Origin of the sequence: Kitasatospora sp. NPDC056531 (assembly GCF_042794375.1) — a bacterium.
Taxonomy (GTDB): Bacteria; Actinomycetota; Actinomycetes; order Streptomycetales; family Streptomycetaceae; genus Kitasatospora.
In genome coordinates this window covers 227462-242492 of the sequence record NZ_JBHTTU010000006.1, presented here as the reverse complement: position 1 = coordinate 242492, position 15031 = coordinate 227462, and the positions used below count along the sequence as shown (strand labels likewise).

General features: G+C 74.4%; 12 protein-coding genes. 8 read left to right on the top strand and 4 right to left on the bottom strand.

What is annotated here, in order from left to right; translation table 11 throughout:
- Positions 1 to 71 precede the first annotated feature (71 nt).
- The 4 genes from ACFQ87_RS09990 (at position 72) to ACFQ87_RS09975 (ending at position 4379) form a co-directional block, all read left to right on the top strand.
- Positions 72 to 986: a segregation and condensation protein A gene (locus tag ACFQ87_RS09990; protein ID WP_380610128.1), complete on the top strand. Its 915-nt coding sequence runs from the start codon at positions 72 to 74 to the stop codon at positions 984 to 986.
- A 197-nt stretch (positions 987 to 1183) separates the two neighbouring features.
- Positions 1184 to 1849 (top strand): SMC-Scp complex subunit ScpB, encoded by a 666-nt coding sequence (gene scpB / locus ACFQ87_RS09985; RefSeq protein ID WP_380610158.1) that lies wholly within the window; start codon positions 1184 to 1186, stop codon positions 1847 to 1849.
- 62 nt (positions 1850 to 1911) lie between these two features.
- Positions 1912 to 3135 (top strand): pseudouridine synthase, encoded by a 1224-nt coding sequence (locus ACFQ87_RS09980; RefSeq protein ID WP_380610127.1) that lies wholly within the window; start codon positions 1912 to 1914, stop codon positions 3133 to 3135.
- A 236-nt stretch (positions 3136 to 3371) separates the two neighbouring features.
- On the top strand, positions 3372 to 4379 hold the full coding sequence (locus ACFQ87_RS09975; protein ID WP_380610126.1) for a helix-turn-helix domain-containing protein: 1008 nt from the start codon (positions 3372 to 3374) through the stop codon (positions 4377 to 4379).
- A gap of 18 nt (positions 4380 to 4397) precedes the next feature.
- Here the strand turns inward: ACFQ87_RS09975 and ACFQ87_RS09970 are convergent, their stop codons facing one another.
- From ACFQ87_RS09970 to ACFQ87_RS09960, 3 genes are all read right to left on the bottom strand, one after another.
- Entirely contained in the window at positions 4398 to 4760 is a 363-nt protein-coding gene (locus tag ACFQ87_RS09970) for a DUF952 domain-containing protein (protein ID WP_380610125.1), read from the bottom strand.
- 110 nt (positions 4761 to 4870) lie between these two features.
- Positions 4871 to 6436: a mucoidy inhibitor MuiA family protein gene (locus tag ACFQ87_RS09965; protein WP_380610124.1), complete on the bottom strand. Its 1566-nt coding sequence runs from the start codon at positions 6434 to 6436 to the stop codon at positions 4871 to 4873.
- A 3-nt stretch (positions 6437 to 6439) separates the two neighbouring features.
- On the bottom strand, positions 6440 to 8668 hold the full coding sequence (locus ACFQ87_RS09960) for a DUF4139 domain-containing protein (RefSeq protein ID WP_380610123.1): 2229 nt from the start codon (positions 8666 to 8668) through the stop codon (positions 6440 to 6442).
- A 322-nt stretch (positions 8669 to 8990) separates the two neighbouring features.
- Here ACFQ87_RS09960 and ACFQ87_RS09955 point away from each other — a divergent pair, with 322 nt between their 5' ends.
- The 4 genes from ACFQ87_RS09955 (at position 8991) to der (ending at position 13986) form a co-directional block, all read left to right on the top strand.
- On the top strand, positions 8991 to 10076 hold the full coding sequence (locus ACFQ87_RS09955; protein ID WP_380610122.1) for a prephenate dehydrogenase: 1086 nt from the start codon (positions 8991 to 8993) through the stop codon (positions 10074 to 10076).
- A gap of 45 nt (positions 10077 to 10121) precedes the next feature.
- Positions 10122 to 11510, top strand: coding sequence for a DUF4419 domain-containing protein (locus ACFQ87_RS09950; RefSeq protein WP_380610121.1), 1389 nt, complete (start codon positions 10122 to 10124; stop codon positions 11508 to 11510).
- A gap of 88 nt (positions 11511 to 11598) precedes the next feature.
- Positions 11599 to 12336: a (d)CMP kinase gene (gene cmk / locus ACFQ87_RS09945; RefSeq protein WP_380610120.1), complete on the top strand. Its 738-nt coding sequence runs from the start codon at positions 11599 to 11601 to the stop codon at positions 12334 to 12336.
- 195 nt (positions 12337 to 12531) lie between these two features.
- Positions 12532 to 13986 carry a ribosome biogenesis GTPase Der gene (der, locus tag ACFQ87_RS09940; protein WP_380610119.1) on the top strand — a complete coding sequence of 485 codons (1455 nt, stop codon included), beginning with the start codon at positions 12532 to 12534 and terminating at the stop codon, positions 13984 to 13986.
- A 139-nt stretch (positions 13987 to 14125) separates the two neighbouring features.
- Here der and ACFQ87_RS09935 read toward each other — a convergent pair whose 3' ends face one another.
- Complete coding sequence (locus ACFQ87_RS09935) at positions 14126 to 14746, bottom strand: hypothetical protein (protein ID WP_380610118.1); 621 nt, start codon at positions 14744 to 14746, stop codon at positions 14126 to 14128.
- Between the last annotated feature and the right edge of the window lie 285 nt (positions 14747 to 15031).

Genomic DNA, 15031 nt, shown 5'->3' with positions numbered 1-15031 from the left:
GCGTCCGTCGGGCGGCGTGTCGACGGCCCCGCGGCGGGGTCGGCGGCGGGGCCGGGTGAAGATGGACCGTCATGCCGAGCACCGTCGAACCAGCCGCCACCGCCGTGAACCCCACCGAGGAGGAGTCCCGGGGCGGTTTCCGGGTACGGCTGGACAACTTCGAGGGCCCCTTCGACCTGCTGCTCGGCCTGATCGCCAAGCACAAGTTGGACGTCACCGAGGTGGCGCTGGCCACGGTGACGGACGACTTCATGGCGTACATCCGGGCGATGGGGCCGGACTGGGACCTGGACGCGGCGACCGAGTTCCTTGTCGTGGCCGCCACCCTGCTGGACCTCAAGGCCGCCCGGCTGCTGCCCGCGGCCGAGGTCGAGGACGAGGAGGACCTCGCGCTGCTGGAGGCGCGGGACCTGCTGTTCGCGCGGCTGCTGCAGTACCGGGCGTACAAGCGGGCGGCGGCGCTGTTCGGCGAGCGCTGGGCGGCCGAGCTGCTGCGACGGCCGCGGACCGTCGGGCTGGAGCCCCGGCACGCCGAGCTGCTGCCCGAGGTGGTGATCACCGTCGGGCCGGAGCGGCTGGCCCAGCTGGCGGCCAGGGCGATGGAGCCCAAGCCGAAGCCCGTGGTGTACGTCGACCACATCCACACCCCGCCGGTCAGCGTGCGCGAGCAGGCCGGGCTGGTGGTCGACCTGCTCACCGGCCTCGGGGAGGCCTCCTTCCAGCAGCTCGTCGCGGACGCGCCGGACACCCTGGTGGTGGTCGCCCGGTTCCTGGCGCTGCTGGAGCTGTACCGGGAGCGGGTGCTCGCCTTCGAGCAGCCGGAGGCGCTCGGGGAGCTGCGGGTGCGCTGGGTGGCCGAGGAGGGCCGGGGCGCGGTCGAGGTGACGGACGAGTTCGACCGGCCGCCGGGCGAGGCCGCGGACGAGGTCGTGGACGAGGTTGCGGGCGAGGTCTCGGGTGAGGCGCAGGAGGACGGGCGGCGATGAGTGCCGGGAACGACGGCGGGCGGCCGGTGCGGCGCCCGCTCGGGCTGCCGGGGCAGCCGCGGGCCGAGGAGTGGCTGGAGCCGGCCTTCGAGCTGCTGCCGGAGCCCGCGGCGTCGCCTGTGGCGGCTCCTCCGGCGGCTTCGGTGGGCACCGAGCCGCGGGTGGTGCACCAGAAGTCGGCCCCGTCGGCTTCCGACGTGCCGGGGGAGCCGGAGGAGCCGGAGGAGCCGGCCGGGCCCGGGCTGCGGGCCGAGCTGGAAGCCGTCCTGATGGTCGTCGACGAGCCGGTCACCGAGGAGCGGCTGGCCGGGGTGCTGGAGCGGCCGCGGGCCGAGGTGGCCGCGGCGCTGCGCGAACTGTCCGCCGAGTACGAGGCGGCGGGCCGCGGTTTCGACCTGCGGCTGGTGGCCGGCGGCTGGCGGTTCTACAGCCGGGACAGCTGCGCCCGGGCCGTCGACCGCTTCCTTCTGGACGGCCAGCAGGCCCGGCTGACCCAGGCCGCGCTGGAGACCCTGGCCGTGGTCGCGTACCGGCAGCCGGTGTCCAGATCGCGGGTTTCCGCCGTCCGCGGTGTGAACTGTGACGGCGTGATGCGTACCCTGGTACAGCGAGGACTGGTGGAAGAGGCCGGATCCGAGCCCGAAACAGGTGCGATCCTGTATCGGACGACGAACTACTTCCTGGAACGGATGGGGCTCCGCGGCTTGGACGAGCTGCCGGAGCTCGCTCCCTTCCTGCCCGAGGTCGACGACGTGGAAGCGGAGTCCCTGGAGGGCACGATGATCGCGGAGGCGGTCGCCTCCGCTGCCGCGCAGGCCGCGGACGGCAGTGGCGAGGCCGGTCGGGCAGCGCCTGATCGGTAGGGGGAGGTGAGGTCGGCCGAAACGACCGCACATCCCAGACGGAACGACGTACGGACACTTTGATGCGTAGCAGTGGCAACGGCAGGAACAGCAGCGGCGGCGGCAGCGGTCGCGGCGGACAGGGCGGGGGCCGGGGCGGCTCCTACGGCGGCAGCGGCGGCGGCCGCGGCGGCTCGGGCTCGCGCGGGGGTTCGTACGGCGGTGGCTCGGGTTCGGGCTCGCGCGGCGGCTCGTACGGCGGTGGCTCGGGTTCGCGCGGCGGCTCGTACGGGCGGGACGACCGGCGCGACGACCGCCGCTACCCGGACCGCCCGCTGCGGCCCGAGGAGCGCAAGTACGACCGCCCCGAGTACGGCGGCGGCCCCAACGCCACCCCGGCCCGCGGCGGCTTCGCCGGTCGGCGCCCCGGCCCGGCCCCGCGCCCGCGCCGTGAGGGCCAGGGCGCCCCGGGCGACCCGCGCCGCCAGCCGCAGCGCTCGCGCGAGCTGCAGGCCAAGATCGAGGACGCCGTCCTCGCCCGGCACGACAAGCCGGCCGTCAAGCTGCCCAAGACCTTCGGCGAGCCCGAGGGAGAGCGCCTGCAGAAGGTGCTGGCCCGGGCCGGCGTCGGCAGCCGCCGCGCCTGCGAGGAGCTGATCGAGCAGGGCCGGGTCGAGGTCAACGGCAAGCGCGTCACCGAGCAGGGCAAGCGGGTCGACCCCGACAAGGACGAGATCAAGGTCGACGGTCTGACCGTCGCCACCCAGTCCTACCTGTTCTTCGCGCTCAACAAGCCGGCCGGCGTGGTCTCCACCATGGAGGACCCGGACGGGCGCCAGTGCCTGGGCGACTACGTGACCAACCGGGAGACCCGGCTGTTCCACGTCGGCCGCCTGGACACCGAGACCGAGGGCATCATCCTGCTCACCAACCACGGCGAGCTGGCCCACCGCCTCACCCACCCGCGCTACGGCGTGACCAAGACCTACCTGGCCGCGATCCAGGGCCCGATCCCGCGCGACCTGGGCAAGCAGCTGGCCCAGGGCGTGGAGCTGGAGGACGGCTACGCGCGCGCCGACAGCTTCAAGGTGGTCTCCAACGTCGGCAAGAACTACCTGGTCGAGGTGACCCTGCACGAGGGTCGCAAGCACATCGTCCGCCGGATGCTGGCCGAGGTCGGTTTCCCGGTCGAGAAGCTGGTGCGCACCCACTTCGGCCCGATCGCGCTCGGCGACCAGAAGTCGGGCTGGCTGCGCCGTCTGACCAACCCGGAGGTCGGCCAGCTGATGCGCGAGGTCGGCCTGTAGGCCCTGGGGTCCGTCCCCCGGGTTTCACCGGTCGTTCGTCGGAGGGTCCCCCGCCCGTGGTGGCGGGGGGCCCTCCCGCGTGTATGTGAGTCGGGACGCACCCCCTGGTCACGGCCTTGTCAGCGTCATGATCCGTGGCCGAGGATGGCCACCGGACCACCACCCCGCCCTGTGGCGGGACTGCGCCAGAACGGGCGCCGGTGGGGTGTACGGGGCGAGCAGGGGGAGACGGCGTCGTGTCCGATGCAGTACTGGGGCGGTCGGCCGGACAGGCCCTCGGACCACTGGGGCTGGCCGAGCCGGACGGGCAGGTCTACGCGGCGCTGGTGGCCAATCCGCAGTCCACCGCGGAGGAGCTGGCCGAGAGCTGCGGCCTGACGCTCCCGCAGAGCGTGCGCGCGCTGGACCGGCTGGCGCAGCAGGGCATGGCCACCCGCGCGCCGGTGGACCGGCAGCGCTTCCTGGCAGTCGCCCCGGACGTGGCGATCGGCACCCTGATCGGCCACCGGGAGTCCGAGCTGCGGCACGCCCGGGCCGAGATGCACCGGCTGATGGACGCCTTCCGGGAGGCCTCGCGCTACACCGACCCGGCGCACTCGGTGGAGGTGCTGACCGGCGGCGAGGCGATCGCCCAGCGGCTTGAGCACATCACCGAGACCAGCCAGTACCAGGTCCGCGGCTTCGACCGCCCGCCGTACATCCAGGACCCGGTGGCGCCGATGCCGTTGCAGCGGCGGCGGCTGCGGGAGGGGCTGAAGTTCCGGACCATCTACGACCGGGAGGCGGTGGCCTGGCCCGGCCGGCTGGAGAAGAACATCCTGGTCGGCGTCACGGACGGGGAGGAGGCCCGGGTACGGCCGACCCTGCCGATGAAGATGATCATCTCGGACGACCGGATGGCGATCATCCCGATCAGCGTCGGCGACAGCGTGCTGGACGCCGCGTACGTGATCCACCCCTCGGCGCTGCTCCAGGCGTTGGACACGCTGTTCGAGGCGGAGTGGGAGCGGGCCGTGCAGCTGCAGGCCGCGATCGGTACCGGGGACGCCTCGCCGGAGCCGGAGGCCGACCACCGCAAGCTGCTGGGCCTGTTGGCGGCGGGGCTGACCGACGAGTCGATCGCCCGCTCGCTGGGCTGGAGCGCCCGGACGACCCAGCGGCGGCTGCAGACCCTGATGCGCTCGCTGGGGGCCACCACCCGCTTCCAGGCCGGGATGGCGGCCCGGGAGCGGGGATGGCTGTGAGCGGCGCCCCGGAGCCGGTCAGCTCCAGGGGCTGAGCGAGACCCAGCGGCCGTCCGGGCCGCGCTCGACCTTCTCCAGGCCGACCACGGCGGAGCGGTTCAGCCGGCCGTAGATGTGCGGGAAGAGGATGCCGGGGGTGGCCCCGGGCGGCGGTGCGCCGTGCGGGGCCTCCCACTTGACCATCGGTTCCACCAGCGACTCCTCGATCAGCAACACCATCAGCGGGTCGGGGGTGTCGGGGAAGAAGGCGTTGGCCACCGCGAGTGCCGTCTGCTCGTCCGCGGAGCAGTGGATGAACCCGTCGGTGAGCAGTGACGCGGCGGCGTACGGGCGGCCGGGGTCGGACAGCCAGTCGTCCAGGGGAGCGAGGTGGAGGATCATGTTCCTTTTCTACCCGTTTCAGTCCTGAGCGGTCGTCACGAGCGGTCGGGCGTCATGGCCCGGCCGCTGGTCACGGCTCGGCCGCTTCGGTCACAGCCTGGGCGCTTCGGTCACAGCCCGGCCACCTTGGCGGTGGCCGAGATCTCGTACACCAGGGTGAGGGTGCGGCGGGCGCCCGGGCCGAGCGGGACGTCCCAGCGCACGATGCCCTCGGCGTCGAAGGAGTCCGGCGGCGGGGAGCACTCCTCCTTGCGCAGCCGTACCTCCACCGCCGCGACCTCGGAGACCGGCACCCGTTCGCGCAGCGTGACCAGCTGCTCGCCGTGCTCCTCCGGGCCGGAGAAGCGCGACACGTGCAGCCGGACGGTGCGGGTGGTGGTCTGGCGGCCGGTCAGGGCGGCGGTGGCCCGGCGCTCCTCGGTCTCGCGGACCACCCGGTAGCCGTCCGAGCTGCCGAAGGACAGCTCGGCGTCGGCCCCGGCGGCGGTGAAGCGCAGCTCGCCGCGGCCGGTGAAGCCGCTGCCGCGGACCAGTTCGACCGGGCCGGCCAGCAGCGGGTGCCCGGCCGCGTTGCGGAACCGGACCACCTGGGTGACCAGCGGGGACAGCTCCGGGGCGCAGGCGTACTCGCCGTTCGCCGGGCCGGTGAAGGCGCCCAGCGGGACCTTGTGCGCACGGCCGTCCGAGGGGACGGTGGCCGGGGCGGGGGCGGGCAGCACCCGTACCTCGCCGCCGTCGTCCAGACCGGGGACGGCGGCGGTCGGGCCGAGGGTGCTGATCTCCTCCTCGCGCAGCTCGACCTCGACCGTGCGGCGCTCCTCGTCGGTGCGCTCGCGCAGTGTCAGCAGGTCCTCGGTGAGCGCGGGCGGGTCGGTGGCGAGGGCGGAACGGGCGGTGGAGAAGGTGAGCCGGGCCCCGGTCCAGTCCTCGCCGGTACGCTGCCAGACCACCGCCTCCGACTCCAGGCGCAGGCCGCCGTCGTCGTCCAGGGTGGCCCGGTAGGACGGGCGCCAGAGCGCGCAGGGCACCAGGTGGCTGACGGTCAGCCCGGTCGGGCCCGGCCGCTCGGCCTCGACGGTCAGCTCCAGGTGGGCGACCAGCTCGGCGGGCTCCTGCTCGGCCTCGTCCAGGGCGATCAGGGCCTGGGAGCGCTCGTGGTCCAGGTGGCGCAGCCGGGAATGGGTGGCACGCAGCTCCTCGCCGTAGCGCTCGCGCTCGGAGTCCACCCGGTCCAGCTCGCGGGCCCAGCGGGTGCGCTCGATCTCGCCGACGCCGGCGCCCTCGCCGATCTCCCGCAGCAGGTCGGCGCTCAGCTGGGCGAGCAGGGCGAGGCGGGCCTCCAGCCGGGCCCGGGTCTGGTCCGCGAGGCGCGACTCGGCCTCCAGACCGTGCAGCCGGTGGCGCAGCACGGAGTCCTCCGGGCCGGGCGGCAGCGGGGCGCGCGGGCTCCAGGTGCGGACCAGCCGGGCCTCCAGCACCCGGGTGCCGGGGGCGGCGGTCTCGGCGCGCAGGGTGCGGTCGACCGCGAGGGCGGTGAGCGGGCCGAGCCGCAGCCGCTGGACGCCCTCGGCGAGCTCGACGGTCACCGTGCGCTCGACCTGGGCGCGGTCCTCCAGGCAGGTGACGGCGGTGACGGGGAGGGGGGTCCCCTGAGGAGGCATGGGTGCTCCGGTCATCTGTCAGTTCCTCCGGTTTCCGCCCACGATGGCCTTTCCGGCCGGGATCTTGATCTGGTAGCCGCCGTCCAGCTCGGTGCGGCCGCCCGGCGGCAGGTCGACCCGCCAGAGCCGGGTGCTGGGCGGGCAGCCCGGTGCCGGCTCGGTCGGGGCGTGCCAGTCGGCGCGCTCCTCGATCCGGATCTCGGCGTCGGAGGTGACCGGCACGCGCTCGCGGACCTCCACGGTGACGGCGCGGCCGAGCCGGTTCGCCAGCTGGACGTGCACCCGGTGGTCGAGCACGGTGCTGTTGCCCTTCAGCATGCCCGTGGCGGACTCGCGCAGCTCGGTGCGGCGCGCCACCTCGATGCTCTCGGTGACGCCGATGCCCAGGCGCCGGGTGCCGCCGGGGGCGAGGGTGGGCAGGGCGGCGGTGAGCAGGAACTCCTCGTCCACGGTGACCTCGACCGGGCCGGCCAGCACGGCGCGGTCGGTGCGGTTGGCGAGCGCCAGGGTCGCGTACACCTTCTCCTCGACGGCCGGGACGGTGACGTACTCGGGGCGGACGGAGAGCGGGATCTCGTCCACCGTGACGGTGTGCCAGGTGCCGTCGGACGGGATGTCGGCGGGGGCGGCGGCGTCGAAGCGGTGGTCGAAGGAGCCGGCCGACTCGCGGGGCGGGACGGCGTGGCGGGGGAGGGTGAGGTCGCGGAGCCGGCCGCCCTCGCGGCCGCCGGGGAGGAACCGCTTCAGCTCGTCGCGCTCGACCCGTACGGGGTTGGGGCGCAGGGTGCCGCGCCGGCCGGCGGGGGCGTCGGGGCCGGCCAGGAGGAGGTCGGGGTAGTCGAGCAGGGTGGTGTCGAGGGCGAAGCCGCCGGTGGCCGGGGGCGGGGTGGCGCGCGGGCTGCGGAGCCGCGCTCGGTGGGGCTCCGCCGGCATGGCGCCGCCGGGGGCCTGGGGCATCGGTGCTGCGGGTGCGGAGAGCGCGGGCGGGGCGCCGTAGCCGGCGAAGCCGGGCGGCGGGGGCGCGGGCACTGCCCCCTGGGGTGGTGCCTGGGGTGGCGCCTGGCCCGGCTCCTGGACGCTCAGCAAGCCGCCGCCGGACGGGCCGGCTGGCGCCGCCTCGTCCGCGAGCAGCTCGGGGCGGGCGCCGCCGGGACGGCCGGCCATCCGGGCGGCCTTGGCGGCGACGGGGGCGGACACCGGGAGCGGGGTGTTGCGCTCGGCGGCGGTGCGGGTGGCGGTGGCCGCGTCGTAGCCGGTGAAGAGGTCGGACAGGCCGGCCGGGGGCTCGCGCCAGCCGGAGGGCGGCGGGGCGGGCTGGCCGCGACCGATCCGCAGCGAGCTCAGCTTGGGCAGGTCGGTGCGGCGGTCGAGGTCGGCGGTGGACAGGGCGAGTCGGACGCCCGTCCAGTCCTCGCCGGTGTGCTGGGCGACGGCCGCGCGCAGGACGAGGTGGCCGGTGTCGGAGCCGGTGCGGTAGGAGAGGCGGTAGGCGGGCACCCAGCGGGCGGTGGGGACGCTGTACTCCAGCTCCAGTTCCAGCTCCCGGTCTGGCCCCGGGCCGGGCTCCAGTTCCGGCTCCAGGTCGGGCTGTTCGGTGTCGGCCGGGTCGGTGGTGTGCAGGGTGAGCAGCACGGTGTCGACGGTCTCGATCAGCGCGGTCCGCTCGGCGGTGGACGCCCGATCCAGCCGGTCGGCCGCCAACTCGCGCTCGTGGTTGGCGAGTTCGATGTCCTGGGTGAGCTGCTCGGCGCGCTCCTGGAGTCGGGCCAGCCGCTCGTCGACGAAGTCGGCGAGCTCCAGCCAGGCCTCGGCGGGGGTGCGGCGCAGCGGCTCGCCGTGGCGGCGCTGCGGCGGGACGGCGCGCAGTGCTGCGGTTTCGGCGATCGCGGCCAGCACCAGCCGGTGGCGCTCGTTCAGCGCGCTCTGGCGCTCCATGGCCTCGTCCAACTCGCGGCGCAGGGTAGGGAGTTCACCTGGTTCGAGGAGTTCGGCGAGGGTTTCGAGGCGAGCCTCGGTGACCGTCGTGCCGGCGGGGCCGGAGAGCACCCGGGCGCGCAGCGAGTTGCCGTCCATCGAGTCGGGCAGGCCGGTCAGCCGCAGCCGTCCGCCGGGCGGGACCGGGACGGTGGCCCGGCGGCGGCACACCGCGCCCTCGGCGTACACCACGACGGAGTCCAGCACCGACGGGTGCGCCGGTACGGCCGGCGGTTTCGACGGCCCGGTGTGACTGCTGTGCTGATCGTCCATGCGCAACCCCTTCGTTCGCGTCCGGTGCGGCGCGTCCCGCCGGGCGCCGTCGTGCCGCGTCGGCCCCCGGGCGGCCAGTCTGCCCCGGGTCGGGGCGGGCGTCGCCGGATTTCCCGGGGCGCGGCGTGTGCACTGTGTGGGACGGGGGCCGGGGCGCCGCGGTTGCCGTCGCCGGCGGGGACGGGGCCGGGGCCGCGGCCGGGGTCCGGCGGGTGGGAGGATGGGCGCGGGTGCTCCCGGCCGGTCCCGGCACCCGGCGAGAATCGTCAGAGGATCGTCGAACCGTCGAGTCGAGAACCGTGATCGAGGAGAGCCACCCGCCATGCGCACTGCCGTCGTCGTCGGTACCGGACTGATCGGCACCTCCGCCGCCCTGGCCCTGTCCGCACGCGGTCTGACCGTCCATCTGGAGGACGCCGACCCGGACGCCGCCCGCACCGCCGAGTCGCTCGGCGCGGGCATCACCGAGCCGGCCGAGGGACCGGTCGACCTGGCGATCATCGCCGTCCCGCCCGCCCTGGTCGGCAAGGTGCTCGCCGACTGCCAGCGCCGCAACCTGGCGCACTGGTACACCGACGTGGCCAGCGTGAAGGCCGGTCCGGGCAGCGAGGTCGCGGCGCTCGGCTGCGACACCGTCCACTACATCGGCAGTCACCCGATGGCGGGCCGGGAGCGCTCCGGCCCGCTGGCCGCCCGCGCCGACCTGTTCGAGGGGCGCCCCTGGGTGCTCACCCCGACCGCCGACACCGACACCGACACGCTCAACGCCGCGCTGGAGCTGGTCGCGCTCTGCGGCGCCATGCCGATCGTGATGGACGCGACCCAGCACGACCGGGCCGTCGCCCTGGTCTCGCACGCCCCGCAGCTGGTGTCCTCGCTGGTCGCGGCACGGCTGGAGCACGCCGACGAGACGGCCATAAGGCTCTCCGGCCAGGGCGTGCGCGACGTGACCCGGATCGCCGCCTCCAACCCCGCGATGTGGGTCGACATCCTGTCCGCCAACGCGGGCGCGGTCGCCGACGTGCTGGAGGAGGTCGCCGCCGACCTCGGCGAGACCGTCACCGCGCTGCGCGCCCTCGCGGCGGTCGAGGAGGGCCAACGCCGGGCCGGCGCCCAGGGCATCGAGGCGGTCATGCGGCGCGGCAACACCGGCCAGGCCCGCATCCCCGGCAAGCACGGCGCGCCGCCCACCCGGTACGAGACGGTCGCGGTGGTGCTCGGCGACCAGCCGGGCGAGCTGGGGCGGCTGTTCGGGGAGGTCGGCGACGCCGGGGTCAACATCGAGGACGTCGTCATCGAGCACTCGGACGGGAAGCAGGTCGGCTTCGTCCAGCTGGCGGTGGCGCCGACGGCGGTCAAGCGGCTCGCGGCGGCGCTGCGGGCGGGCGGGTGGAGCGTTCGGGACTGAGGTCCGTTGCGGGACCGAGGTCTTGTCGGATGAGGGGGGACAGGCGTGATTGTCGACGTTCCGCTCGGGGACGGGCGGGAGCCGGGCGACGCGGCCCAACTGGAAGTCGTCGGGAACGACGGGTTCCTGGCCGCGGTGGTGGGCGGGGAATTCACCGTCCACCACCGCAGTGCGGAGACGCTGCTGGCGGCGCCGGGTGAGCGGCGGCCGGAGGGCGAGGGCGAGCCGACCTGGAGCCTGCTGCTGCGCGCCGTCCACCTGGCGTTCAGCGGGCACCTGCCGCTGAGCCTGTCGCCGGACGTGCTCTGGTACGCGGTGGTGCACGAGGTCGCGGTGCACGTGCGGCTGAACGCCGGGTACTACGAGGGCGTGTTCGCCTCGGCCCCTGGGGCGAAGCAGACGATCGTGGTCCGGGACGACAGCCTGCTGGACGCGGATCCGGACTGGGCGCGGTCGATCCGGCTGGTGCGGGATCCGCTTGCGGCGGCGATCGGGCCGGAACTGGTGGAGCTGTTCCAGCCGACCTTCTCGACCACCACGCCGGACGACGCCTCGGCGGCACTGGTGGCGCTGATGGACGTGGTCAGCCCGTACTACGAGTTCCTCTGGATCACGCTGTGCGGCATCCCGCGGATCCGGCTGGAGGGCACGGCCGAGGACTGGGCGCTGCTGGCGCGGCGGGTCGGGGAGCTCGTGGAGTGGTTCGAGCCGCTCGGGCCGTGGTTCGCCGAGCTGCGGCCGGTGGTGGCGGAGATCACGGCGACGGCGGCGGGCGGGCCGGTGGACCAGGAGTTCTGGCGCTCGCTCTACAAGTGGGATTCGGAGTCCGGTGGCGACTTCGTCTCCGGGTGGATCACCGCCTTCTTCGCCCACACCCAGACCCTGTCGGGGCCGAAGGCGCGCACGGACTTCCGCTGGCGGGACGGGCGGACGCGGTTCACCGAGAACGCCTTCCCGTCGCATGTGTCGAAGGTGCCCTTCGAGTGGCAGACGCCGGCCGGGATTCGGCGGATGGCCTTCGTCGGCGGGGCGCTCGGCATCGAGCGGGACGGCGAGTACGTACGGCCCCGGCTCGGGAACGCGGTGCTGGAGGTGGAGCGGGAGGCCGTGGACCCGGCAGCCGAGCAGGCTCGGCTGGCCGCGGCGCAGCTGCCGGAGGGGTGGACGATCGAGCGGGTGCGGGAGGTGACCGGTGTGGAGGTCGCCCGGCTGATCAGTACGGATCGCGAGTTGTTCGTCGAGTCCCGGGACGGCCTGACGCCCCGAGGACGCCCGGCTGCGGTCGTCAACTTCGCGGGGGACTGTCTGTTCCGCCCGGTCGGCGACGAGAACTGGTACCGCGGCTTCCTCGACCGCTCGACCGGGGACATCATCTTCATGCTGACCCTCGGGCCGGGGCTGGAGCCGGCCTTGCAGCGGCTGATGGGGCGCTGAGCGGGCGGCGGAACGGGTGCGGGCGGCGGTCCATTAACCTTGAGGGAGACAAATCCCCGGCCGTCCGCCCGCGCAGGCGTCGGCTTCCATGCTCAGAGAGAGGTTCGCCCCCGTGGACACTGCCGACCGAGCGCACGCCCCGGTCGTCGTCGCCATCGACGGACCCTCCGGCTCCGGCAAGTCGACCGTCTCGCGGGCGGTCGCCGCCCGGCTGGGCCTGAGCTTCCTGGACACCGGCGCCATGTACCGGGCGATGACCTGGTGGATGCAGGCCAACGACGTCGACGTCGATGACGCGGAGGCGGTGGCCGTCGCGTGCGGCAAGCCGGTGATCGTGTCGGGCACGGACGCCGACGGTCCCACCATCACGGTGGACGGCCAGGACGTCTCCGGCCCGATCCGGGGCCCCGAGGTGACGGCGCAGGTCAGCGCCGTGGCCGCGGTGCCGGCGGTGCGTGCGCGGCTGGTGGAGCTGCAGCGCGGCTGCGCCGAGGTCGCCGAGCGCGGCATCGTCGCCGAGGGCCGGGACATGGGAACCGTGGTGTTCCCGGAGGCCACCGTCAAGGTCTTCCTGACCGCCTCCGAGCGGGCTCGGGCCGAGCGCCGGGCGGCCGAGCTGCGCGCCAAGGGCGTGGACGAGGCGACCATCACCGCGATGGCCGCCGACCTCGCCCGCCGCGACGCCGCCGACTCCTCGCGCGAGACGGCGCCGCTGACCCAGGCCGGCGACGCGGTGCTGGTGGACACCAGCGAGCTCACCCTGGAGCAGGTGATCGACCGGATCGCCGCGCTGGTGGAGGAACGGGCCGGGCTGTCCTCGGTCTGACCTACCGACTCGGTCTGACCTACCGACCAACTGACCGACTGACCGACTGGCCGTCCGGCCATCTGGTCATCCGACACTGAATGAACCGCGGGCCGTCAGGGTGCCGCGGAGGAAACCATCGCGCTGCCCCGAGCGGGGCAGGTACGCACGGCACGCCCCTGGGAAGGGCCGGGCCGGGAAACGGAACAGACGAACATGACCGCAGAGCACTCCGCCACCGGGCACGGTGAGCTGGACGCCGCCGACTACGCCGAGTTCATGGCCCTCGCCGCCGAGGAGGGCTTCGACCTCGACGGCTTCGACGGCGTGGACGGCGCCGAGCACGTCCGGCTGCCCGTGCTGGCCGTCGTCGGCCGCCCGAATGTCGGCAAGTCGACCCTGGTGAACCGCATCATCGGCCGCCGCGAGGCCGTCGTCGAGGACAAGCCGGGCGTCACCCGCGACCGGGTCACCTACGAGGCCAGCTGGAACGGCCGCCGCTTCAAGGTGGTCGACACCGGCGGCTGGGAGATCGACGTCCTCGGCATCGACGCCATGGTGGCCGCGCAGGCCGAGCTGGGCATCGAGCAGGCCGACGCGGTGCTGTTCGTCGTGGACGCCACCGTCGGCGCCACCGACACCGACGAAGCCCTGATCAAGATCATCCGCCGGGCGGGCAAGCCGACCGTCCTGTGCGCCAACAAGGTCGACGGCCCGTCCACCGAGGCCGAGGCCGCCTACCTGTGGTCGCTGGGCCTCGGCGAGCCGTTCCCCGTCTCCGCCCTCCACGGCCGCGGCTCCGGCGACCTGCTGGACGCCGTCATGGACGCCCTGCCCGAGGCCCCGCCGCAGACCTTCGGCGACGCCGCCCCCGGCGGCCCGCGCCGGATCGCGCTGATCGGCCGCCCCAACGTCGGCAAGTCCAGCCTGCTGAACAAGGTCGCCGGCGAGGAGCGCGTCGTCGTCAACGAGCTGGCCGGCACCACCCGTGACCCGGTCGACGAGATGATCGAACTCGGCGGCAAGACCTGGAAGTTCGTGGACACCGCCGGTATCCGCCGCCGGGTCCACCTGACCGCCGGCGCCGACTTCTACGCCTCGCTGCGCACCGCCGCCGCGCTGGAGAAGGCCGAGGTCGCGGTCGTCCTGATCGACGCCAGCGAGACCCTCGCCGAGCAGGACACCCGGATCATCTCGATGGCCGTCGAGGCCGGGCGCGCCGTCGTCGTCGCCTACAACAAGTGGGACCAGCTGGACGAGGAGCGCCGCTACTACCTGGAGCGCGAGATCGAGCGGGACCTCGTCCAGGTGCAGTGGGCCCCGCGCGTCAACGTCTCGGCCAAGACCGGCCGGCACATGGAGAAGCTCGTCCCGGCGATCGAGACCGCGCTGGAGGGCTGGGAGACCCGCATCCCCACCGCGCGTCTGAACGCCTTCCTCGGCGAGCTGGTGGCCGCCCACCCGCACCCGATCCGGGGCGGCAAGCAGCCGCGCATCCTGTTCGGCACCCAGGCGGGCATCCGTCCGCCGCGCTTCGTGCTGTTCGCCTCGGGCTTCCTGGAGGCGGGCTACCGGCGCTTCATCGAGCGCCGGCTGCGCGAGGAGTTCGGTTTCGTGGGGACGCCGATCTCGATCTCGGTGCGGGTGCGGGAGAAGCGCAAGAAGAAGTAGTGGTTCTCGGACCGCGTTGGAAGGGCTCCGTCACGGTGGTGGCGGGGCCCTTTCGGTTTTCCGGGTGCGGTTTTCGCGTGCTGCTTCACGGGTGGCGTTCTTACGGGTGGCGTTCTTACGGGCGTTGCTCTTACGGGCGTCAGTGGTGGTCGCCGGTGCGGCCCGGGGGGAGGGAGAGCATCTGGCGATGGCGACCGCCGGTGGCCGGGGTGGCGGCGAGGTCGGCAGCCGTACCGAGCGTCGGGGAGGGGGTCGGGGGCGGCGCGGGCACGGCGTGCGGGACCGGGCCGAGGTACCCGGCGGCGACCCAGCCCTGGCCGTTGGTGAACTGGGTGCCGGGCGGTGCGGCCGGGGCGGCCTGGCCGAAGCCGTCGCTGGTGGGGGCGGTGGTGGGGACGGCGGACTCGGGGTGGGGGTGCTGCTGCTGGGAGTGCTGCTGCTGGGCCGGCATGAACTGGGGGAGGCCGGGCGGCTGGCCCGCGTAGGTGTGGAAGGACTGCTGCTGGGGCGTGTAGGGGCGCTGCTCGCCGAGCCGCGGGTAGCCGTCGCGGACCGCGAAGCCGGTGAACTTCAGGTCCTCCTCGCCGGAGCGGTCGCCCGGCAGGGCGCGGAACAGCCGTCGGTACTCGGAGTACAGCTCGTCGTAGATCGGGGTCGTCGAGTGGGGGTGCTCCGCGTCGTACGACGGGCGCATCCCGGGGATCGAGCGGGGAGCGGTGGCGGACCGGCCGGAGGGTGCGGAGACGTCGTAGCTGTACACGTAGGGGCCAACGAGTGAGAGGCGGCGGGGATGCGGGGGCGTTCGGCTTACGGAGGCGGGGGGCGCGGGTGAGGGCGTTCGACGTACGGCGGCGGACCCGGGGGCGTTCCCGGCGTCGGCGCCGGGGGCTGAGCGGAGAGGGCGGGCCGGGCGCCCGGGGGGGGGGGGGGGTCTGGGTGGGGGAAAATGTGCACACGGTGGTCTCGTTGGCCCCCGCCCCGGGGGGGGGGAACACCCCTGGGCCGCTGGCCGAGCGGCTCGGCTACGAGGACCTCGCACTGGAGG